The 23,808-nt window shown below is 42.5% G+C and carries 12 protein-coding genes and 1 tRNA gene; 7 read left to right on the plus strand and 6 right to left on the minus strand.

Annotated features, from left to right (window positions below):
- Positions 1 to 21: 21 nt before the first annotated feature.
- Positions 22 to 4,257 carry a hybrid sensor histidine kinase/response regulator transcription factor gene (locus EJN84_RS03455; protein WP_129594121.1) on the minus strand — a complete coding sequence of 1,412 codons (4,236 nt, stop codon included), beginning with the start codon at positions 4,255 to 4,257 and terminating at the stop codon, positions 22 to 24.
- Positions 4,258 to 4,641: 384 nt separating this feature from the next.
- Here EJN84_RS03455 and EJN84_RS03460 point away from each other — a divergent pair, with 384 nt between their 5' ends.
- From EJN84_RS03460 to EJN84_RS03490, 7 genes are read left to right on the plus strand one after another with little or no spacing between them, the layout of a single operon-like run.
- Positions 4,642 to 7,851, plus strand: coding sequence for a SusC/RagA family TonB-linked outer membrane protein (locus EJN84_RS03460; RefSeq protein WP_238943913.1), 3,210 nt, complete (start codon positions 4,642 to 4,644; stop codon positions 7,849 to 7,851).
- Between the two features lie 12 nt (positions 7,852 to 7,863).
- Entirely contained in the window at positions 7,864 to 9,870 is a 2,007-nt protein-coding gene (locus EJN84_RS03465) for a RagB/SusD family nutrient uptake outer membrane protein (RefSeq protein ID WP_129594123.1), read from the plus strand.
- 28 nt (positions 9,871 to 9,898) lie between these two features.
- Positions 9,899 to 11,161 (plus strand): DUF2264 domain-containing protein, encoded by a 1,263-nt coding sequence (locus tag EJN84_RS03470; RefSeq protein ID WP_129594124.1) that lies wholly within the window; start codon positions 9,899 to 9,901, stop codon positions 11,159 to 11,161.
- 7 nt (positions 11,162 to 11,168) lie between these two features.
- Positions 11,169 to 13,088, plus strand: a complete 1,920-nt coding sequence (locus tag EJN84_RS03475; RefSeq protein ID WP_129594125.1) for a family 43 glycosylhydrolase — start codon at positions 11,169 to 11,171, stop codon at positions 13,086 to 13,088.
- Between the two features lie 40 nt (positions 13,089 to 13,128).
- Positions 13,129 to 14,424: an alpha-l-rhamnosidase gene (locus tag EJN84_RS03480; RefSeq protein WP_129594126.1), complete on the plus strand. Its 1,296-nt coding sequence runs from the start codon at positions 13,129 to 13,131 to the stop codon at positions 14,422 to 14,424.
- Positions 14,425 to 14,436: 12 nt separating this feature from the next.
- On the plus strand, positions 14,437 to 15,567 hold the full coding sequence (locus EJN84_RS03485; protein ID WP_129594127.1) for a glycoside hydrolase family 88/105 protein: 1,131 nt from the start codon (positions 14,437 to 14,439) through the stop codon (positions 15,565 to 15,567).
- A 33-nt stretch (positions 15,568 to 15,600) separates the two neighbouring features.
- Positions 15,601 to 18,114 (plus strand): sugar-binding domain-containing protein, encoded by a 2,514-nt coding sequence (locus EJN84_RS03490; protein WP_449441386.1) that lies wholly within the window; start codon positions 15,601 to 15,603, stop codon positions 18,112 to 18,114.
- 69 nt (positions 18,115 to 18,183) lie between these two features.
- Here the strand turns inward: EJN84_RS03490 and EJN84_RS03495 are convergent.
- The 5 genes from EJN84_RS03495 to nfo form a co-directional block, all read right to left on the minus strand.
- Positions 18,184 to 18,257: transfer RNA gene (locus EJN84_RS03495), tRNA-Ala, on the minus strand.
- A gap of 135 nt (positions 18,258 to 18,392) precedes the next feature.
- Positions 18,393 to 20,630, minus strand: a complete 2,238-nt coding sequence (locus EJN84_RS03500) for a GH92 family glycosyl hydrolase (RefSeq protein WP_129594128.1) — start codon at positions 20,628 to 20,630, stop codon at positions 18,393 to 18,395.
- A 146-nt stretch (positions 20,631 to 20,776) separates the two neighbouring features.
- Positions 20,777 to 21,328, minus strand: coding sequence for a 30S ribosomal protein S16 (locus tag EJN84_RS03505; RefSeq protein WP_129594129.1), 552 nt, complete (start codon positions 21,326 to 21,328; stop codon positions 20,777 to 20,779).
- A gap of 148 nt (positions 21,329 to 21,476) precedes the next feature.
- A complete protein-coding gene (nhaD, locus tag EJN84_RS03510) occupies positions 21,477 to 22,883 on the minus strand; it encodes a sodium:proton antiporter NhaD (RefSeq protein ID WP_129594188.1) in 1,407 nt (468 codons plus the stop codon).
- 12 nt (positions 22,884 to 22,895) lie between these two features.
- Entirely contained in the window at positions 22,896 to 23,741 is an 846-nt protein-coding gene (nfo, locus tag EJN84_RS03515; RefSeq protein ID WP_129594130.1) for a deoxyribonuclease IV, read from the minus strand.
- Positions 23,742 to 23,808 lie beyond the last annotated feature (67 nt).

A 23,808-nucleotide genomic window follows, 5' to 3' on the forward strand; every position in this document is an offset into this window, starting at 1 on the left:
CAGCCGGTTTTTTCGTTTAATTTACGGTTTTCCTGTTTCAACCTGTTCTCCCTTTGACTCGTTCTTGATGGTGAATTTTTCCATATACTCGCTTGGAAGCATGTCAAATTCTTTTTTGAAGCAGGCGCTGAAATATTTGGGATCGTTGAATCCTACGCTGTATGCCAATTCTGAGATTCGGATGCTTTGGGTGTCTTCCATAATTTTGCAGGCAGCTTTCAGGCGGATGTTACGGATGAAAGCCGAGGTATTGAGCCCGGTGAGCGATTTGAGTTTGTTGTAGAGCGTGGATTTGCTGGTTCCCATCTCTTTCACGAATTGTGTCTGATCGAACTCGACATCGTCGAGATGGCGGTAAACACAATCGATGGCTTTTTGAATAAACTGCTTATCGATACTGGTATAGTTGAGGTCTTTCAACTCGAAAAACACCTGATTTTTGAAATCGCCGGCCATTCTTTCCCTGTTTTTCAGCAGGTTCTTGATTCGTGCATACAATACGCTCAAGTTGAATGGTTTGCTGATGAATGCGTCGGCGCCCGATTCGTAGGCTTCGGCTTTATCCTCCTCCTTATTTTTGGCTGTGAGCAAAATGATGGGAATGTGACTGTATTCGATGGTACTCTTGACGAACCGGCACAATTCGATGCCGTCCATTTCGGGCATCATGATATCGGAGATGATGAGTTCCACCGTTTCGTTTTCGATAATAGAGACGGCCTCTTTGCCGTTTTCTGCCGTGAGTACGTTGTATTCTTTACCCAGCAGGCGTACCATGAGTTGCAGCAACTCTTCATTGTCTTCGACCACCAGCAGCGTAGGCGCTTGTAATTTGTTTTTGGAGTCTGTGCTCTCGGAAACAGCTGTGGTTTGAGCCGGATTATTTGTGCGTTCTTCATCGATGACGGCGGTCGGCTCTTCTTCTATTTCAGAAGAGTTGAAATATGATTTTTCGATGGGGAAAGTGAGATAGAAGGTACAGCCTTTGTCTTTTTCACTTTCTACCCGGATATCGCCATAGTGGAGATTGACCAGGTCTTTGGTGAGCGATAATCCGATTCCTGTTCCGGTGGTATTGAAGCGGCGGTAATCGCCTTCGTAGAAACGGGTGAACAGATTTTTTTGATCTTCGGCCGAGATGCCGCAGCCGTTGTCTTTGACGGATAGAAGAACATAGTCGCGATTATTGTTTTTGTAAGCGAGATTTACCTGAATAAATCCGTCCTCCGGCGTATATTTGGCCGCATTGGAGATGAGATTGTAGAGCATTTTGTCTATTTTGTCGGGATCAAAATAACCGGAGATGTTTTCGGGATTGCTCACAAAAGAGAGGTGTATTTTTTTCTTTTTGATTAAAGGGCGAAAGCTTTCGGTTTTTGTTCTTACGAAATCCGAAAGATTACCATACGATACACGCAAGCGGAGATTGCCGCTTTCGGCTTTACGAAATTCCAGTATTTGCTGAAAGAGGCGCATCAGGCGGGAGATGTTTTGTGTGATGACGGTGAAAATGTCGTCGGAGCGGGGCGTAGTCATCTTCAATTCGTCTACCGATGCCGAAATAATGGTCAATGGCGTGAGAAATTCGTGCGTGATGTTGGTGAAAAACTGCAGTTTGGTCTGATTGAGTTCTTCGGCTTTAGCCTGCTCCATCTGTTTCAGTTGCAGTTTGTTTTTCAGCCGGATGCGGTTGCGTATATTAAGGTAAATGAGCCAGCCAATCGTGAGCGTGATTACAACGTAAAGGGTGAATGCCCACCATGTGAGCCAGAAAGGGGGAAGCACCTTAACGGAAATTTGTTGGATTTCGTTGTTCCAGATGCCGTTTTGTGAGGTTGCTTTCAGCATGAAAGTATAATTGCCGGGTGACAGGTTGTTGTAGTAAGCGAAATGCCTTTTCGAATCGGTATATTGCCATTCTTTATCGAATCCGTCGAGTTTGTAGGCATATCGGGTGAGTTCGGGATTGCGATAGCTCAAGGAAGCAAACTCGATGCTGAAATTGTTGTATTTGTGCGGAATGATGAGACGTTTCGTATAGGGAGGCATTTGTTCCAGTATTTTTTCCCTTTCTTTTTCCTGCATATCGGAAACGGATCGATTGAATATTTTGATGTCGGTTATGAAAAAAGGGCTTTCGACCACAGCATGTTTTATAAGTTCGGGTGAGAAGCCGATAAAACCTTTGTAGCTGCCGAAAAAAAGTTCGCCGTCGTGATTAAATGAAGATTTGGGAATGAAAAAATTGTCTTGAAGTCCATCGGCGGTGGTATAGATGCGGAAAGAATCCAATTCGGCTTCAGGGTTGAAAGAGAGTTTGATCAATCCCTTGTTGGTTCCCAGCCAGAGATTGCCTTCGCGATCTTCTTCAATGCTTCCCACCATGTCGCCGAGTATGTTGTGGGGCGGATTTTTCCCGATAAAGGAATCTGTTTTTTCATCATACAGAAACAGTCCGCCGTTTTCGGTACCTGCCCAAAGGCGGTTGAGTTTATCGAGATGAAGGCAGAGCACGCTGTTGGTTGAAATGTTTTGCTTTTCGAAGCAGTAATTTTTACAGGTGATGTGCTGCATCGAGGCAAAATCTCCCGTTAGCCGGATTAACCCGTAGTTGATGGTAGCCAGCCAGATATTATGATTCGGGTCTTCGAGGATATCTTTCACATAGCATTGGGAGAGGTTTTGGTCTTCCACGATCAGATCGTTCAAGGTGAATCCGTTGCCGTCGGGCAGCAAAACGCCCACGCCGGTTTGCGTTCCTATCCAGCAATTGGCGTGACTGTCTTCGTAGAGCGAAATGATGCGGTCTTCTTTGATGAAAGAGCTGTTGGCATAAGTGAATTGCCGACAGGGCACGCCTTTGCGGTAGCTGTAAAGTCCGTTGCCGTAGGAAGCGAACAGGATTTCGCCGTTTTTTCGTTGAAGAATATCGTAAATGGTAGCATATCCCATGGTTTTCAATTCGGGAATTTGCGACTGATGCCGATATGTACCGTTTTTACGGTTGTAGTAAACCAGACCGTAAGTGCCTATTCCTATCCAAATATTGTTATCCTGATCAACCAAAAGTGAACGCACCGTTGATGTGGGAACTTGCGGGATGTTGACAGTGAAAGTATGGAAAGGCGTTTTTTCGGTATGGGTGATGAATACCCCGCCGCCTATGGTGCCGATCCAGATGTTGTTTTCGTGGTCGCGGATGATGGAATTGATTTCGTCACTCGGAATGCGGTAAAACGATTGGGTGGATTTGTAATTGATGAAACGTTCGGGATGGTCGTATTCCAGAATACTCAATCCACTACGGGTACCGATCCACAACGCGCCTGTATTGACATCTTCACAGATATCGTAAACAATATTGTCGGAAAGGCTGAAGCTGTCGTCGGGATTGTTGCGGAAAGTTTGCCAAGAAACCTGCTGCGGATCGCGCGGATTCTTTAGCAATTGCAAACCTGCGTCCCATGTTCCTATCCAGATATTTTTTCTACTGTCTTCATAGATCACATGAGCAGAATTGCGTTCGTTCATTTGCGGGTAAGCCACAAAGACTTGTTTTTTGGAATCGTAGCGGAATAAACCCCTGTTCCATGTACCGATCCAGATATCGCCGGAGGAGTCTTCCAGGAAGGATTTGACGGGACTGTCGGAGAGTACGCCGTTAGTGCTATTTCTGTTGAGATAGACAAATTCGTTTTGTTTGGGAGAATACCTGAACAATCCTTCGTCGAGTCCAAGCCATATTTCGTCGTTGCGGGTTACCAGAATGCATGAAACTACGGGATTGGGAATGCCGGGAACAGGTACTCTTTTTATATTTCCTGTTCTTTTGTTCAGAACATTTAAACCGTCTTGCGTGCCGATCCACAAGTGGTGATCGTGATCTTCGGCCAAACACAGAACATTGTTGTTTGAGAGGGAATTCGGGTTGTTTAGTCGGCGCGTATAGACACTGATTTGATAGCCGTCATATTTGCATAGTCCGTATCGGGTGGCAAACCAAATGAATCCGTCTTTATCTTGATATACCTTCTGCACTTCGTTGGTAGGCAGTCCGTCGGAAGTGGAAAGCTGATTAAACGTTAACGGGGCATGTTTTTTTTGTTCGGCTTGTTCTCTTTGTGCAACCTGTCCTCGTGTTGTTGTATGTTCTTTTGGAGTAGCTGCATCAATCGCATTTATTCCCTCCATCCAAAGGAAGAGTAGCAAAACGGCACTATATTTTTTTATCGATCGATATCTTAAATAATGCTTCATCTCATTCTCTTTTTTCAAAAATAGTAACTTTCGTATGAATAACGAAATGTAATGCAATTTTTAACGTGATTTTGAGTAGTTGTTATTTTATTTAAAATGAACAACTTGTCTCAAATTCTTCCTTTTTGAATGATAAATGGAGTAAAAGTTTATTATGAATATATAATTTTGAAAACGAAAAATTTTATAATATTTTAATGCAAATGAAAGAGATATCGGAGAAAGGAGGTGGTTAACAAGAAAATCAATCATAATATGAAACTCACAAACAATGTAATGAGAAGCAATTGAGAGATAAGTGTGAATGGTTCACATTTATGAAATTCAAGTTGAGTAAACTATTTATTATCAAATTCCGGTTAACAAAATATTAATTTTAAAAACATGAAAATGAAAAAAAAGATTTCATTAAATTTGACAAAAGGGATAGTATTCGTTTTTCTATGGATGATTTCCCTTACAATGTTTGCCCAAGAACTTACCGTTCGAGGTTCGGTAAAAGATATGAAGGGCGAACCGCTTATCGGTGTTACTGTTCGGATTGAAGGCACTACTATCGGAACAATAACCGATCTGGACGGCTTTTTTATCTTATCCAATGTTCCTGGAGATGCCACGCTGGAAATTTCTTATGTGGGAATGAAAACGCAACGCATACCGGTGAATGGCAGGACTGCTATAGATGTGGTAATGGAAGAAGAACCCGAGATGTTGGAAGAAGTGGTTGTAGTGGGATTTGGCACACAGAAAAAAGTGAATTTAACGGGAGCGGTTAGTACGGCAAGTTCCAAGGATATCGAATCGAGACCGGTAGTTAATGTTACACAAGCATTACAAGGGTTAGTTCCCGGATTAAATATTTCTGCTTCAAATGGAAGTTTGGAGTCGAAACCCTCTGTTAATATCAGAGGTGTTGCCACAATAGGAGAAGGATCTACAGGGAGTCCATTGGTGTTGATCGATGGGATGGAGGGGGTTTTAAATGCGATTAATCCTCAAGATATAGAGAATATATCCATATTGAAAGATGCGGCAGCTTCTTCTATTTATGGATCGCGGGCCCCGTTTGGTGTTATATTGGTAACGACAAAGAAAGCACAAGCAGGGAAAACAGTAATAAATTATAATAATAATTTTAGATGGAATTCCCCTGTCTTAAAGCCTAAAATGATGGATTCTTATACTTTTGCCACTTACTTTAATGATGCCTCAATTAATGCCGGATGGAGTCCTCACTTTTCGGAGGAACATCTACAGAGGATAAAAGATTATCAGGAGGGTAAAATTACATCTTCCATTATTCCCAATCCGAGTAATCCCCAATATTGGGCTGATGGGTATGCTTATGGTAATGATAATGTAGATTGGTATGATGCCATCTACAAAAGTACCTCTTATGCGCAAGAACATAATTTGAGTGCAAGCGGGGGAGTAAATGAGAAAGCGACATTTTATACTTCTTTTAATTATTTGGATCAAAATGGATTGATGAAATTGTCCAAAGATTTTTATGATCGTTATACGGTATTCGGTAGAATTAATTCTCAATTAACAAGTTGGTTGAATTTGGGATATAATGTACGCTTTTCTCGTGAAAACTATCAAAGACCGGCCGACATGACCGATGGATTATATAGTGATTTGGCTCGACAAGGTTGGCCAACATTACCCTTGTATGATCCGAACGGTTATTTATACTCATCTCCTTCACCGGCACTGGGATTGGCAACAGGAGGAAAAGACAAAACCAAAACAGATAATATTTATCATCAAGGATATTTGGTCTTGGAACCTATAAAAAATTGGATTGTCAACATCAACTTAAATTATAGAATAACGACTGCAGAAAGACATTGGGATTCACAAAGAACATACAATCATGATGTTAATGGAAATCCTTATGTTTATAAAAGCAGTTCAAATGTTCATGAGGATTATTTCAATGACGATTATTTCAATATTAATGCTTACACAGAATATAGTTTTTCTTTAAAGGATAGTCATCATTTTAAATTGATGGCCGGAGTTCAAGCAGAAGATTTGAAGAGAAAAGTTTTTGGAGTGCAACGAGACGGCATAATTGTGCCTTCTCTTCCTGAGCTAGATTTGACTTCAGGGCTTGACTATAACGGGAATCCGGTTACTCCTTCCGTGAATGGATCAAGGGATTCATGGAGTACTGCCGGTTATTTTAGCAGGATCAATTACGATTATGAAAACAAGTATTTGGCTGAAATTAATTTAAGATATGATGGTACTTCACGATTTCGAAAAGATAAAAGATGGAATTTATTTCCTTCTTTTTCGCTAGGATGGAATATGGCGCAAGAAAATTTTTGGGAATCATTATATGATACCATTAATTTATTCAAATTAAGAGTTTCATATGGGGAATTAGGAAATCAAAATACCTCAAATTGGTACCCCACTTACCAAGTCATGCCTGTTTATTCGAATGAGGGGAGTTGGTTGCAAAATGGCAGACGTCCTAATACTGCATATGTCCCGTCGTTAATAAGTTCGACTATGGGTTGGGAGAAAGTGAAAAATTGGAATATGGGTTTTGATTTTGGATTTTTTAATCAACGTTTGAGGGGATCGTTTGATTATTTTGTAAGGGAAACAAAAAATATGATTGGTCCTGCACAAGAATTGCCTGTAATACTTGGTATTGATGTTCCTAAAACGAATAATACAGACTTGGAAACCTATGGTTTTGATTTTGAAATAAGTTGGAATGATCGTTTGAACAACGGGTTGGGTTACAGTGCTAAATTACTTTTATCTGACTCACAAACAAAAATAACGAGGTATCCGAATCCCACGAATACGTTAAGCAAATATATTGAAGGACGGAAATTGGGAGAAATATGGGGATATGAAACTATAGGAATAGCGAAAACTGATGAGGAAATGCAAGCCCATTTGGCTTCATTACCAAAGGGCGGGCAAAATTCACTTGGAGCTGACTGGAAGTCCGGTGATATTATGTATAAAGATTTGAATAATGATGGAAAGATTGATAATGGTGCTTATACAGTCGATAATCATGGAGACATAAAGGTTATTGGGAATAACACTCCTCGTTATCTTTTTGGACTCGATTTTTCTGCTGATTGGAAAGGTTTCGATTTCAGAGCTTTTTTCCAGGGAGTACTAAAAAGAGATTATTGGCAGGGGAGTTATTATTTTTGGGGGGTTACAGATAACAAATGGTGGTCGGCAGGACTGGTACCCCACGTTGATTATTTCAGAGATAAACCATCCAATGAGTTGGATGTGAATATAGATGCTTATTACCCACGCCCTATATTCGGTACTGGCAAAAATCAGCAAGTACAAACAAGGTATTTGCAAGACGCTTCCTATATTCGATTAAAAAACCTGCAATTGGGATACACTTTACCCGCTTCTTTATTAAGTAAGGTGAATCTAAACAGGATAAGGGTTTTTGTTTCTGGTGAGAATTTATGGACAGGAACAAAGATGGCAGAAATGTTTGACCCGGAAACAGTGAGTGGCGGAGTAGACGGAAATGGGAATGCTTATCCTCTATCAAAAGTGTTTTCATTCGGATTAAGTATAACTCTTTAAAATTTTTTTCTTATGAAACTTTTAAATATAAATAGACACCTTTTAGGTATATTTTTGACGATTTGTTTTTTTTCATGCGATGATTTTTTGGATAAAGAACCGTTAAGTAAAATTACTCCGGAAAATTATTTAAATGAAGAATCTCAGTTGGCAGCCTATGCGAATGGATTATATACCAACATATTACCATCGCATGGTAATTGGAGTTACGGAACGTTTGGAATAGATCAACATACCGATAATCAAGCATATATAACTTACGATAATCGCTATGTTCCCGGTCAGTGGAAAGTGGGGCAAACTGGTGGAGATTGGTATTTCAACTATATTTATAGCTGCAACTATTTTTTGAGTATAGTTCTTCCCAAATACAATTCAAAAGGGATAAGTGGCTCTGATGTTAAAATAAAGCATTATATTGGGGAAATTTATTTTCTTAGAGCATATGAATATTTCAAGAGATATCAGGAGTTCGGAGATTTTCCTATAATAACTGAGCCGTTGCCGGATCAATTAGAGCCGTTAGTTGAAGCAAGTAAAAGAAGTCCCAGAAACGAAGTTGCTCGATTTATTTTAAGCGATCTGGATAAAGCAATTGAATTATTGTCTACGAACATCGATGGCAGAAAAACCAGAATAACAAAAGATGTTGCCCTGTTGCTGAAATCAAGAGTTGCTTTGTTTGAGGGAACATGGCTGAAATATTTCAAGGGTACTGCTTTTGTTCCTAACGGTGAAGGTTGGCCTGGTAAGGATAAAGATTATAATGCAAATTATTCTTATCCATCGGGTGATATCGATAGTGAAATAGATTATTTTTTACAAGAATCGATGAATGCTGCCAAGCAAGTTGCGGATAAATATATTAATAATTTAACTGTTAATACCGGAGAAGTTCAACAGTCTGCGACCGATCCGGTTAATCCCTACATGGATATGTTTGGATCGGTTGATTTATCCGGTTACGACGAGGTTCTTTTGTGGCGTGAATATAGTAAGGGGCTTGGTATTACTCATTGTGTTGTTGTTGCTGCACAATTTGGAGATTACGGTGTTGGGGTTACGAGAGGTTTGGTTGAGAGCTTTTTGATGAAAAATGGTTTGCCTATATATGCCAACAACAGTGGATACAAAGGGGATGATAATATAGCTAATGTTAGAAAAGATAGGGATCCCCGATTATCGCTCTTTTTAAAGGAACCCGGACAAAAAAACATCATTTATGAATCAACAGAAGGTGATCATGCAGTTCCTATTGAACCAGTACCTGATATTACAGCTGCATCAGCAGAAAAAGCTTATAGTACAGGGTATGCATTACGAAAGGGTGGTTCATTTTATCAGAATCAGTGTGGAAATGGACAGTCTTATACAGGCTCAATTACTTTTAGAGCCGTTGAAGCTTTGTTAAATTATATTGAAGCTTGCTATGAAAAAAACGGAACCATTGATTCTAAAGCTGATGAATATTGGAGAGCAATTCGTACTCGAGCTGGAGTGGATCCCGATTATAGCAAGACTATCACTGCAACAGATATGAGCAAAGAAGCACTCAACGATTGGGGGGCTTATTCAAAAGGGGTTTTATTAAACCCGACTTTATATAACATTAGGAGGGAACGCCGCAATGAGCTTATGGCAGAAGGGCTCAGATATATGGATTTGCGTCGTTGGAGAGCGATGGATCAAATGATCAATAATCCTTATCATATAGAAGGAATAAAGATTTGGGGTGAAATGCAAAATTGGTATAAAAATGATGATGGTTCATCTCAGTTGATTTACGGGACAGATAAAGCTAATGTTTCATCTCCCGAAAGGAGTATGTATTTACGACCATATGAAAAAGTATCTACTTCGTTGGTATACAATGGATATAAATGGTCTATGGCACATTATTTGCGACCTATTGCTGTTCAGCATTTCCTTATTACTGCATCGGATGGGAAAACAGTATCGACTTCACCGATTTATCAAAATCCGGGTTGGCCTACAGTTGCAGGAGAAGGTGCAAAATGATTTTAACAAGAATAAGTCATAATAATTAATGTTTCGACGAAATTTTATTAAGGCAATGGGAATGACGGCAGCAGCAGGTATGCTGCCGTCATATGCTCATGCCGCAAATGAAGGAAAGGAAAAGATTTTTTCAACGCATGTTCCCGGATCGGATCGTGAATATTTGTGGAAATTGCTCGCCGCTATGGCGACACCGGTACTGGAAAGTATGTCGAAAGGCGAACTTCACAAGAAAATGCAGGTTGAGGTGAGCCCCACATGGGATGGCAGGGATAAGAAGGTGGCTTACCTGGAGTGTTTCGGTCGGCTGATGGATGGTCTTGCTCCATGGTTGACATTACCCGATGACGATTCCGAGGAAGGGAAAGTCCGAGAAAAACTTCGCGAACAGGCCTTAATGAGCTATGTTCATGCGGTGGATCCGAAAAGTCCCGATTATTTGCTTTGGAGAAAAGAAGGGCAGCCGCTGGTGGATTCGGCTTTCTTTTCGAGTGCGCTGCTAAGGGCACCGAAACACTTGTGGGAACCGTTGGACAAAACCACAAAAGAGCGAATCGTGACGGAATTGAAATTGTTACGTCGCGTGAAACCGCCGTATTCAAACTGGTTGCTTTTTGCAGCCATGAATGAGGTTTTTTTGTTGTCGGTGGGCGAAGATTATGATCCGATGCGTGTGGATTTGGCAGTAAAGAAAATCAACGAATGGTATGTTGGCGACGGTTGGTATGCAGACGGGGAAAGATTCCATTTCGATTATTACAATTCGTTTGTAATACAGCCCATGTTGCTGAAGGTGACCGAAGTAATGGCTCAGACAAACCAATCGGGGAAAGGGGTATATGAGCAGGCATTGAGAAGGATACAGCGGTATTGTGAACACTTGGAGCGTCTTGTTTCGCCTGAGGGAACGTTTCCACCTATCGGCCGATCGTTGACCTATCGTACCGGTGCTTTTCAGCCATTGGCATTGCTTGCTTTACGAAAGCAATTGCCCGAGAAATTGTCGGAAGGGCAGGTAAGAGCTGCGTTGGTTGCTGTGCATCAACGTATTTTCAGTAATCCTACCAATTTCAACGAAGATGGATTCCTGACGATCGGTTTTGCCGGACATCAGCCTGAATTGGGTGACAGCTACAGCAACAACGGGAGCATGTATCTCACTTCGGAAAGTTTTTTACCGTTGGGTTTGCCCGTCAATGATGTTTTTTGGACGGCAAAGACTGAAGATTGGACAGCGAAAAAGGCTTACAGGAACGACAAATTCAACAAAGATTATCCCGTAAATTACTAGAAAGAAAATGAAAAAAGATATATTGAAGTTCCCGATAAGTGTCTTGCTGTGTAATTTCGTTTTTTTATCTTTTTCGATAAGCCTTATCGCACAAGAATATACCTTGGTGTGGAGTGATGAGTTTGACGAAGACGGGAAACCGAATCCTGCTTATTGGAGTTTCGAAAACGGGTTTGTGCGTAATCAGGAATTGCAATGGTATCAGGATGATAATGCGTATTGCAAAGACGGGATGCTGATTATTGAAGGGAGGCGCGAAAAAAAGCCCAATCCTCTTTATGTAAAGGGCAGCAATACCGATTGGAGAAGGTCGCGACCGTTTATCGAATATACTTCCTCTTCGTTGAAAACGGCAGGTAAAAAGGAGTTTTTGTATGGCCGTTTTGAAATACGGGCACGAATACCGTTGGAAAGTGGTTCGTGGCCGGCCATTTGGACGTTGGGTACAACAATGGAGTGGCCTTCGTGTGGCGAAATCGACATTATGGAATATTACCGAATAAACAATGAACCTCATCTTCTCGCCAATGTGGCATGGGGAACGGATGAACGGTATAAAGCGGAGTGGAGAACCCAAGCTGTTCCCTTTCGTCATTTTCTCGAGAAAAACAGCAATTGGGGAAAAGAATTTCATGTTTGGAGGATGGATTGGGAGGAAAATTCCATAAAATTGTATCTCGATGACGAATTGCTGAATGAAGTGTCGTTGAACAAAACCGTAAACGGTGCGTGGAGCAATTATACCCATCCGTTTAAACAACCGCATTACCTTTTGCTGAATTTGGCGTTGGGGGCCAATGGAGGTGAGCCTGATGTGTTGGCTTTTCCGATGAAATACGAAATCGATTATGTGAGGGTCTATCAGAAGAAAGAACAAGTGGTTCGTCCGGGTAGGCTTTGGTTGGACGACCGAGGCGAGCATATCAATGCCCACGGAGGAGGCGTGCTTTATCATGAGGGCAGCTATTATTGGTTTGGTGAGCACAAGAGCGAAAATAGTAATGCGGCGCTGGTCGGGATTAATTGTTATTCTTCCAATGATTTGGTGAATTGGAAATACGAGGGAGTGGCATTGCCGGTTTCGGATGATCCGAAAAGTGAGATTACAAAAGGATGTGTAATGGAGCGGCCAAAGGTGATTTACAATGAAAAAACCGGCAAGTTTGTGATGTGGTTTCATCTGGAGTTGAAGGGACAGGGATATAAGGCTGCACGTTCGGCATTGGCGGTGAGCGATAATGTGACGGGACCATATACTTTTGTTCGGTCCGAACGCATTAATAAAGGGTTTTATCCGTTCGATATGCCGGAAGATATCCGAAAATTGCAATTCGACCCCGAGAAATATTCGACTTGGTGGACGCCGTCGTGGTATAAAGCGGTGGAGAACGGGTTGTTTTTGAAGAGAGATCTTGAGGAAGGTCAAATGGCCAGAGACATGACCCTCTTTGTGGACGATGACGGCAAGGCCTATCATATTTATGCTTCAGAAGAAAATCTTACATTGCATATAGCGGAACTTACAGAGGATTATACCGGTCATACCGGAAAATATATTCGCGTGGCGCCGGGAGGACACAATGAAGCACCAACCATTTTTAAAAGAAAAGGTACCTACTGGATGATTACGTCGGGTTGCACGGGTTGGGAACCCAATGCAGCGAGGTTGTTTTCTGCTCCATCGATTTGGGGACCGTGGAAGCAGCATTCCAATCCGTGCCGAGGAGAAAAATCGGAAATTACTTTCGGAGGACAGGGTACTTTTGTTCAGCAGGTTTACGGCAAGAAAGATGCTTATGTTTTTATGGCGGATATGTGGAGGCCGAAATTTCCTATCGATGGACGGTATATGTGGCTTCCTGTAAAGTTTGAAAAGGATATTCCTTACCTGGAATGGATGGATGAGTGGGATTTGGATTTTTTGTAATTAATCGTGTCAATATACTTAATACTTATAAAAGGATTTAATGCGACGTACTCTTCTTTTTTTGTTTTTGTTTTTGATCGGCGTGACCGGATATCCTCAAAAGTTGGTTCCTGCAGGAAAACGGGGATACAGTCAAACTTCTGTTAATACAGCAATTTTTCGTAAAAATTCGATCGTTACCCATAACGGTATTCAATATATTGCTTTTTATGATGAAAACGGGTATTTAACATTGGGGAAGAGAGAACTTGGGAATACCCAATGGACATTTTATCTTTCGCAGTATAAAGGCAATTGCGAGGATGCGCATAATGTGATCAGTATCATGGTGGATGGCGAGGGTTTTTTGCATGTGGCTTTTAATCATCACGGAAGTTCGCTAAACTATTGTAGAAGCCTCAGACCGGGATCATTGATACTTGGGAATAAGGAAATTATGGTAGGAAGAGATGAAACAGAAGTGACTTATCCCGAATTTTATCGGCTGACGAACGGCGATTTGATTTTTGTTTACCGATCGGGTGGCTCAGGTCGGGGAAACCTGATTATGAACCGGTACGAAGCGAAGACAAAAACATGGCAGCGGGTGCAGAATGTGTTGATTGACGGAGAAAATGAGCGGAATGCATATTGGCAATTGTATGTGGATAATGTCAACACGATTCATCTCTCATGGGTATGGCGCGAGACGCCGGATGTGGCTACCAATCACGATTTGTGTTATGCGCGATCGCGCGATGGCGGTGTGACGTGGGAAAAATCGGACGGAGAAAAATACCGGCTTCCCATTACTGCCGAGAATGCCGAATATGTATGGCATATTCCGCAAGACAGCGAGCTGATCAATCAGACCGGCATGTGTGCCGATAAGAACGGCAATCCCTATATAGCTACCTATTGGCGCGATCGAGAAAGTACTGTTCCGCAATATCGCTTGGTATGGTTCGATGGAGAAACATGGCATATGCAGCAGGTCTTCGAGCGGAAAACCTCTTTTACGTTGAAGGGAGGGGGAACCAAGAGAATTCCCATATCGCGACCTCAACTTGTTATTGATAATGAGCGCGGAAAGAATAACCTCTATTATATTTTCAGGGATGAGGAACGGGGAGATAAAGTTTCATTGGCATCGACTCGGGATCTTGAAAAAGGGATTTGGGAAACGCGGGATTTGACCGATTTTTCGGTTGGTGCCTGGGAACCGACCTATGATACGGAATTGTGGAGAGAAGAACATAAGCTGCATCTATTTGTACAACATACTGACCAAGGAGACGGTGAAAAGACCGGCTTATTGTCACCCCAACCTGTATATATTTTAGAAGTAGAAAAGTAAAAGCAATGCAATATGAGAAGATTAAGTGTTACAATTTCGGTTTTATTTTTCATTTTTTTATCCACTTATAGTCAATCTCAAACGGAAGCGGATGAAGTGTTGAAAATCATGAGGAAAGTTAATGATTATTGGCAAAAAAACTATTCGCCCACGGTGAATGCTTTTTGGGATAATGCTACTTATCATATAGGAAACATGGAAGCTTATTTTTTGACTAAAAATCCTGCTTATCTCGATTATTCTTTAAAATGGGCCGAATACAACGAATGGAAGGGGGCCAAATCGGACGATAAAGAGGCATGGAAATATACCTATGGTGAAACAGACGAATATGTGCTTTTTGGCGATCATCAGGCGTGTTTTCAGGTCTATATCGATCTCTATCGGATGGATCCGAAACCGTATAAAATTGCACGAGCTCGCGAGGTGATGGAGTATCAGATGAGTACCGACAGAAGGAATTACTGGTGGTGGGCTGACGGTTTGTATATGGTGATGCCGGTGATGACCAAGTTGCATGTGGTTACCGGTAATCCGCTTTATCTGGAAAAATTGTACGAATATTGGAGTTATGCCGACAGCCTGATGTATGACAAAGAAGAAAGATTGTATTATCGTGATGCCAAATATGTGTACCCGAAGCATAAAACGGTTAACGGGAAAAAAGATTTTTGGTCGCGTGGAAACGGTTGGGTTTTTGCGGCTTTTGCCAGGGTCTTACAGGATTTACCAAAGACCGATCCGCATCGCGCTGTGTATATCGAACGCTTTCGCTCGATGGCTGAAGCATTGGCTGCTTGCCAACAGCCTCAAGGGTATTGGACACGCAGTTTGCTTGATCCCGAACATGCACCGGGACCGGAAACGAGTGGTACGGCTTTTTTCACGTATGGTTTTTTGTGGGGAATGAATAATGGTTATTTGGATATGGGGAAATATGAACCCGTAATAAAAAAATCGTGGAATTATCTGCAGAATACGGCGCTTCAGCCCGATGGAAGAGTAGGGTATGTGCAACCAATTGGAGAGAAAGCCATTCCGGGTCAGGTGGTTGATGCCCATTCGACGGCCAATTTCGGTGTCGGGGCTTTTCTCTTGGCATCTTGCGAGATGGTGCGTTACCTGCAAAGCAAAAATAAATAAACAAGTTAAACGAAATACGAAATACGAAATAATATGAAGCATATGATAAAAATCAAGCATTTCTTTTTTCTGTCTTTTTTGTTTTTATACGTTGTGAACTCTGCGGCTCAATGCGGATTTGGCAAAGCCGAGAAAATAAATGAGAATTGGAAATTTATTTTAAATGATCTCCCTGAAGCTAAGGAAGATAATTTTAATGACGAGAGATGGCAGAGGGTCGATTTGCCGCATGACTGGAGCATCCGCCAGCCTTTAAGTCCCACTCATGCCAGTTGTATGGGGTATCTTCCGGGAGGGATCGGCTGGTACCGCAAAAACATGCCTATTCCTGCCGAGAAGTCGGGTGAGAAAGTTTATCTCTATTTTGAAGGCATTTACAACCGAAGTGAGGTGTACCTTAACGGTCACCTGCTGGGTAAACGCCCAAACGGATATATTTCTTTTTTGTATGATGCTACACCTTATATTAAATATGGTCAGGACAATGTTGTTGCGGTGCGGGTAGATCACAGTCGTACGGCGGATTCGAGGTGGTATACCGGTTCGGGTATCTATCGCAACGTGTGGCTGGTTTATGCAAATCCGGTACACATTGCTCAGTGGGGCGTGTATGCTTATCCTTCGGAAGCCAATGGTAAAAAAGGAATTTTACAAGTCGAAGTCGAGGTGACCAACGGAGGGGAAAACACCGAGAATTTGACGGTCGTGAACGAACTGTTCGACGATCAGGGTAAAATCGTAACTGTACGGAAGAACAAATTATCGGTTGCGGCGGGTGAAAATTCAACGCTTTCGACCGCTCTTTCCGTTTCCAAGCCCTATTTGTGGAGTATTGACCGACCGTATCTGTATACGCTTAAAACCACCTTACTGAAAAATGGCAAAGAAATCGATTCTTCGGTTACCAAAACAGGTTTCAGAAGTTATACTTTCGATCCGAACAAGGGATTTGCGCTTAATGGAGAGTGGATGAAAGTGAAAGGGGTATGCCTGCATCATGACGCCGGCGTGTTGGGAGCGGCAGTCCCTAAGGACGTTTGGCGGCAACGTTTGTCAAGGCTGAAAGAGATCGGCTGTAATGCCATACGCACCAGTCATAATCCGCAGTCTCCCGATTTATACGATTTATGTGATGAAATGGGTTTTTTGGTGATGGATGAAGCGTTTGACGAATGGGAATTTCCCAAACGCAAATGGATTGAAGGATGGAATGTGGGGACACCGGGATTTGACGGATCGTATGATTTTTTTGAGGAATGGGGTGAACGCGATTTGGCCGATATGGTGCGTCGTGATCGAAACCATATTTCGACTTTTGCCTGGAGTATCGGCAATGAAGTCGATTATCCCAACGATCCGTATTCGCATCTGGTGCTTGACGGAGGTGCCGATACCGGTTTCACTCAGCCGATTTTCGGCGGATACAAAAAAGATGCCCCCGATGCACGGCGATTGGGCGAGATTGCCAAACGGTTGGTGGCAGTGGTGAAAAGATATGATGCCACGCGTCCTACTACTGCCGGTTTGGCGGGTGTGGCCATGTCGAATGAAACCGAATATCCCTTTGTTTTGGACATAACGGGGTACAATTATACGGAGAGCATGTATGATTCGGATCACAAGAAATATCCCGACAGAGTGATATTCGGCAGTGAAAACCGACACGATATGAGTGCATGGAAAGCGGTTCGCGACAAGGAATTCATTTTTGGTCAATTCCTCTGGACAGGCATCGATTATTTGGGCGAATCGGGACCTTGGCCTTCACGGGGATTTTATTCCGGATTGATCGATTTTGGCGGGTCTATCAAGCCAAGGGGATATTTTCGTCAATCGCTTTGGTCGGATAAACCGATGGCTTATCTGGGCACCTATCCTACTCCCGGTAAAGGTGGAAAAAATCGGCTGTTTGATGTTTGGTCTCAGCTTGAAGCAGAGAAAAACGCAGATTTTGCAGAGAAAACGCCATCGATGGATGCATGGCCGATTTGGAATTATCGGGAAGGGCAAATGATACGTGTGGTATGCTATACCAATGCCGCAAAAGCCAAACTGTTGCTTAACGACAGAGAGATTGGTGCGGTGCAAGATTATAACGATGAAACGGGCATTATCTATTGGGATATTCCTTATGAACCGGGTGTATTGAAAGTTATTGGTATGGATGCCGATGATAACGAAATAAGCACTTATGAGATCCGTACTTCGAAGAGACCTTACGCGTTGAAAATTATTCAGGAAGAGCAGCGGGTGGATCGGGAAGAAGGCGTTGCCCGAATTGCTCTTCAAGTGGTTGATGAAGACGGGATTCCGGTGATGATTTCGGACGATGAGATTACGTGTCATCTTTCCGGAAATGCGCGTCTGTTAGGGTTGGAGGCGAGCAATAATTCGGATATGAGCGATTATACCGATAATGTGCATCGCGTATATCATGGACGGATAGTGGCATTTGTAAAATTGATAGATAAAAATTCGGACGAAATAAAGGTGAAATTTACAGCCCCGTGGCTGCAACCGACCGAAATGGTTATCGAGGTGCGATAAAGCATGTAAATCGTACGAAATAAAAAAGGAATTCAGTAGTCGAGATAACATCTGAATTCCTTTTTATTGTGGAGATTACCGGACTCGAACCGGTTACCTCAACACTGCCAGTGTTGCGCTCTAGCCAGATGAGCTAAACCCCCGGGTGAAATGTGATGCAAAGTTACAAGAAAATTTTTAATTTATACACAGATCCATAAAAATTCGTTTTTATCATTCGGTCAGAAAAAAATGCTCTGTCATGAAGCAAATCATTTAATAGAATGTGGCATGCGATGTCATTCATAAAAATTATCCTGCGACGGAGGAGCATCCTGTGGCGCACTTCCCCAAGTGAGGTTGGCTCTGTTGCTCATAGTCAATTCGAGAACTCCTCCGTTCTTAATATCATCGTGACCAAACCAAGGTTTTGTCCATTTTTTGCCGTTTAAAGTCGCCGATTGGATATACTTGTTGTCTTCATTGCAATTGTGAGCAATAATTTTCAAATCCTTGCCGTTGGCAAGTTTCAAGGTAATCGACTCGAAAAAGGGGCTACCGATATTATATGCCGGAATGCCGGGCGTGACAGGATAAAAACCCATTTGCGAAAAAACGACAAATGCCGACATACCGCCTCCATCTTCATCTCCCGGGACGCCCATCAAATCGTTTCTGAACCATTCGTGAATCAACTGTCGGATTCGTTTCTGTGTTTTCCAGGGCTGGCCGGCATAATTATAAAGATAAGGGATGTGAAGCGAAGGCTCGTTCGCCATAGAGAATTGGCCTACGTTGCCGGTTTGATCGGGAAGCTGAGCATAAAAATCGTATTTACTTTTTCCGAGAGGCTCACGAAATGTTTGATCGAGATTCCGTACAAACTGTTCTCTACCTCCCATCAAGCGAATGAGATCGGCCACATTATGCTGAACATCCCAACGATAAGTCCACCCGTTGTTTTCATCGTAATATTGACGAGCACCCATTCCGCCGGAAAACCTATAATCAAACGGTTCGATAAAATTTCCATCTTTATCCTTGGGATGGAAAAAGCCGGTTGCGGGATTAAACAAATTGCGATAATTATACGATTTATCGAGGAAATAACGATAATCGGCTTCATTCCCAATTTCTTTGGCAATCTGAGCGAGGCACCATTCGTCATAGGAAGTGCCGAGTGTAACGGCAACAGGCTGACGTTTTTCGAAAGGATGAACTTCGGGAAAGGGTTCTTTCTCACCTTCTTTCAAAGCAGGAATATAGCCGTGTTCGTGATAAAACCGATCGAGTTCGCCGGCGGGTTTTGCCGACCAGGGTGCCAATGTTTTTTCCATGACGGCATTGCGCGTTGCCGGGTATATTTTTTTCAAATCGATATTTGGCACGCCTTTTCGATAGGCATCGAGGACAGCAGCAATCCCGTGATTGGAATTCATGAGACGCGCATCGCCCGTAACCTGAGGAAATGTTGGCCACCAAAAATTTGACATCTGTTCGGACATGCGCAAAAACGAACGCAGGATATTACTTTCGGTTTGGGGATCGATAAGCACACGCAAGGGATGAGCGGCACGATATGTGTCCCATATCCAATCGTCGGTGAAGAAAGGAACGCCCTCGTCGTTGTGCACTTTACCATCGAAAGCACTGAAATAACGGCCATCCTCCGAAATGCAAACCGGTCGTTCGTAAACTCTGTACAAAGAAGTATAGAACACCACCTTATCGTCGTACGAACCACCATTCACCTGAATCTTGCCCAGTGCATCGTTCCAAATTTTTCGACCTTTTTCGGCAACAGCCGACAGATTGAAATCGGCGATTTCGCGATTTAGATTTTTCTTTGCCTGATCGGCATCGATAAACGAAATGCCATATCTGACCCTAATCGACTTAGCCGTAGCCGGATAATGCAAAACAATGCAGGCATCTTTATTGGAATTTCTGGCATTATCCACATGCTGCGGAGCAATATCGGGCTCCAGGTAAACAAAAACTTTGGTATTGTTTGCGAGTTCTTCGTAACCTGAAACGGCTTTGCCATCCCATTTCAAGTCACCGTTTTTCGCACTCACGATCAGAAACGAGGGCTTATTGCGTTCGAAACCGAATTGATAGATGGCCGATTGATGCGATACGGCATATTTAACATCGATTTGTTGTTCGTCCAAATATACCGAATACTCGTAGGGCTTTATTTTTTCGAGGTCGTAACTGTAAGCCATCACGGGTTTTATTTCCGATTCGTCGCCCTGAAAAGGGCTGATGCAAAATGCGGAGGCTCCGCGGTGTGTGGTTAATATGACAGGCAGGCCATTCAACAAATCGCCGGTATAATCGGCACGATTGGGATAAACACGCATCATGCTGTTTGGCAAATGCACAGTGGGATAGGTAGGCACAAGCAGATGACTGATATTGCCCATGCAGGGATTCACAAAATCAACCCAATTAACGGAAGATTTCCCTTGCGAAAAAACAGAAAACGAAAAAACCAGACTGAGAAAGAGGAAGAAAAATCTAACTTTTTTCATGACATATTTAATTTGGAGTACCAAATTTACGATAAATTGTCGGAAAATGTTTCAAATCTGCTTCCAAAATCAAATTTCATATAAAAGGCCATAAAAAAAACCCGCCGTATAAGGGCAGGGTTTTATGGGTATGTGAATAAAAAACTTTATTCGGCAGATTCTTCTTTAGCCGGTTCTTCGGCGGCAGCTGTCGGTTCTTGGGCAGCCGGCTCTTCAGCAGGAGCATTAGCAGCTTCCTGTTCGGCTTTTTTCTTGGCTACTTCCTGAGCTTTTGCTTTGTTAGCCTCAATTTCGGCCTCGTGACGAGCTTTTTCTTCAGCACGTTGCTGTTCTTCAACTTTGCTCTTCTGCGAATGAGTAACTTGAAGTTTCCGGTTTTTCCAATCCTCGAAACGTTTTTCGGCTTCCTCAAGTGTGAAAGCGCCTTTTTTAACACCTCCCAACAAGTGTTTTTTCATCAGAACTCCTTCGTCCGAAAGAATGTTACGAACGGTATCGGTGGGTTGGGCACCTACTTGCAGCCAATACAAAGCCCTATCGAAATCTAAAGTGATAGTAGCAGGATTAGTGTTCGGGTTGTAAGAACCTATCCTTTCAATATACTTTCCATCTCGTGGAGCCCTGCTATCTGCAACAACGATTTGATAGAACGCATAATGTTTGCGTCCGCGTCTTTGTAAACGTAATTTTGTTGCCATTTAGTAGTACTTTTTATTGGTTTGCATTTACATGATTGTATTTGCGCGTGCAAAAGTATGTAAAATTTTCGAATCCGGAAAGTAATTTGGTGATAATTTGTTCGAAAGCTCCCGGAATATTCCCCAAAAAGAAAGATATTATTTTCTTCTATCCAAACATGAGAAAGGTTGCAGCGCCGGCTATGTAACCAATCAGAGCAAGGGGCGTAAAACGCTTCAGATAGTACCCGAAACTTATTTTTTCCATTCCCATCACGGTAACACCTGTTGCCGACCCGATGATTAGAATGCTACCGCCTGTGACGGCACAATAGGCCAGAAATGTCCAAAAACCTCCGTCTGCGACAAAAGCCAACAAATCAGGAGTTATGGCAGATGATGCCTCTACTACCGGATACATGCCCATGGTGGCGGCGACCAATGCGACGTTATCTACTACTGACGAAATCATTCCGATCAGAAAACTGATCAAATAGGGTTCTTGTATATTGGTGCTCAGAACATTTGCAAACAACCTCAACTGACCTCCGGTTTCGAGTGCGGCTACCGACATCAGAATTCCCAGGAAGAAGAAGATTGTCGGCAGATCTACCGTTTTAAATAATCGAGAGATACTTAATTTGTCTTCATCTTCAATTTGGTGTAAATTTCCATACATGGCATCCGTGTAGATCCACAAGAAAACCAAGCCCAGCAATACACACATAAATGCAGGCAGATGTGTGATCGATTGAAAAACAGGAACAAGAGCCAGCGATAAAAATCCGATCCAGAAGATGATCACTCGTGATTTTACGGGAATCATCTCAACATATTCGTCTTCGGGGGTCAATGTACTCGAAATGCGCAATTTAGAACCTTTTTTAAACAACCAGAAATGAGCTATTGTCATGGGCACCAACAGATTGACAAGAGCGGGCACAAAAACGTGTATAATCTGATGCCATGCTCCGATATTCCCTCCTGTCCAAAGCAGAAGGGTAGTTACGTCGCCAATTGGAGACCACGATCCGCCGGCATTGGCCGAAATAACAATCATCGATGCATATTTCATTCTGTCGGTATGATCAGGTACCAGTTTGTGAAGAATGGCTATAAGAACAATAGCAGCTGCCAGATTATCCAGCATGGCAGAGAAGAAAAACGACGAAAAACCAATATACCACAACAGTTTGCGTTTGTCTTCAGTTTTAAGATAGTTTGCCACCGCCGCAAATCCTCCATGCTTATCGACGATGCTGACGATCAACATGGAACACATTACAAAAAACAACGTTTCGGAAACATCTCCCAAGTGCGAAACAAAAGCATGATCGATTAAGAATTGGGTTAGTTGTTCTTTTAGTGGAAGATTTTGTAAGTGATTGTTTTCAAGAAATTGTAAAAAAGCAGGATTTCCTCTTTCAAACAAAATGGATTGTGAGTTAAACATCAATATTCCCCACAAGATAACACACATCAAAATCGCACTGGCCGATTTGTTGACTTTTATCTTGTCTTCCAGAGCAATGGCAACAATGCCCAGCAGGAAGATAATCGGCATGATATAATACATCATAAATCTGATTTATTGAGAAATTAGCGAGTACAAAGTTGCGATTTCCTCTGCCCATAACAATTCGTCGGGTGTTTCGAGGATGAGGGGCATATTTTCAAAGCGGGGATCATTCATGATGAACGAAAACATGTCCATATTCATCACGCCTTTGCCTATGCTGTCGTGGCGATCGACGCGCGATGCGAGTTCTTTTTTCGAATCATTGATATGCATCCCTTTCAGATAATGAAATCCTACAATTCGGTCGAATTTCGAAAACGTTTCGTCAAATGCGTCTCTTGTGCGGATTTCGTATCCTGAGGCCAAAGTGTGAGCTGTGTCTATGCAAACTCCCACACGGCTTTTATCTTCAACTTTATCGATGATTTGAGCAAGTTGTTCGAATGTGTGTCCGAGATTTGTGCCTTGTCCGGCTGTGTTTTCGATGACGGCCGTAACGCCGCTTGTTTTGTCGAGAGCCAGGTTGATGGATTCGGCAATGCGATTGAGACATTCGTCAATCGAAATTTGGTTGAGATGACTGCCCGGATGGAAATTAAAACGGTTTAAGCCCAATTGTTCGCAACGTTTCATCTCGTCGAAAAATGCGTTTCGCGATTGCTCGAGTCCTTCTTTTTGAGGATGCCCGAGGTTTATCAGGTAACTATCATGTGGCAAAATCTGATCGGGTGAATAGCCGAACGATTGGCAACGCTCTTTAAAAAGGTCGATATTTTTTTCGGTATAAGGTGCAGCTACCCACTGTCGCTGGTTTTTTGTGAAAAAAGCGAAGGCTTTGGCTCCAATTTTGTGTGCATTCAAAGGTGCATTTTCCACACCTCCCGAAGCGCTTACGTGTGCTCCTACATATTTCATTTGTCGAAAAATTTACGGGTTCGTAATTGTCTAAACAAAGATAACCATTCCGAATCAAAACGAACTC

Source organism: Seramator thermalis (assembly GCF_004138125.1).
Lineage (GTDB): Bacteria > Bacteroidota > Bacteroidia > Bacteroidales > Dysgonomonadaceae > Seramator > Seramator thermalis.

What these genes read in the sequence shown, in the direction of transcription:
- nhaD (WP_129594188.1), bottom strand. Translation starts at nt 22,883, where the DNA reads ATGTATTATATCATGCCGATTATCTTCCTGCTGGGCATTGTTGCCATT.
- EJN84_RS03490 (WP_449441386.1), top strand. Translation starts at nt 15,601, where the DNA reads ATGAAGCATATGATAAAAATCAAGCATTTCTTTTTTCTGTCTTTTTTG.
- EJN84_RS03475 (WP_129594125.1), top strand. Translation starts at nt 11,169, where the DNA reads ATGAAAAAAGATATATTGAAGTTCCCGATAAGTGTCTTGCTGTGTAAT.
- EJN84_RS03505 (WP_129594129.1), bottom strand. Translation starts at nt 21,328, where the DNA reads ATGGCAACAAAATTACGTTTACAAAGACGCGGACGCAAACATTATGCG.
- EJN84_RS03470 (WP_129594124.1), top strand. Translation starts at nt 9,899, where the DNA reads ATGTTTCGACGAAATTTTATTAAGGCAATGGGAATGACGGCAGCAGCA.
- EJN84_RS03460 (WP_238943913.1), top strand. Translation starts at nt 4,642, where the DNA reads ATGAAAATGAAAAAAAAGATTTCATTAAATTTGACAAAAGGGATAGTA.
- EJN84_RS03465 (WP_129594123.1), top strand. Translation starts at nt 7,864, where the DNA reads ATGAAACTTTTAAATATAAATAGACACCTTTTAGGTATATTTTTGACG.
- EJN84_RS03485 (WP_129594127.1), top strand. Translation starts at nt 14,437, where the DNA reads ATGAGAAGATTAAGTGTTACAATTTCGGTTTTATTTTTCATTTTTTTA.
- nfo (WP_129594130.1), bottom strand. Translation starts at nt 23,741, where the DNA reads ATGAAATATGTAGGAGCACACGTAAGCGCTTCGGGAGGTGTGGAAAAT.
- EJN84_RS03455 (WP_129594121.1), bottom strand. Translation starts at nt 4,257, where the DNA reads ATGAAGCATTATTTAAGATATCGATCGATAAAAAAATATAGTGCCGTT.
- EJN84_RS03500 (WP_129594128.1), bottom strand. Translation starts at nt 20,630, where the DNA reads ATGAAAAAAGTTAGATTTTTCTTCCTCTTTCTCAGTCTGGTTTTTTCG.
- EJN84_RS03480 (WP_129594126.1), top strand. Translation starts at nt 13,129, where the DNA reads ATGCGACGTACTCTTCTTTTTTTGTTTTTGTTTTTGATCGGCGTGACC.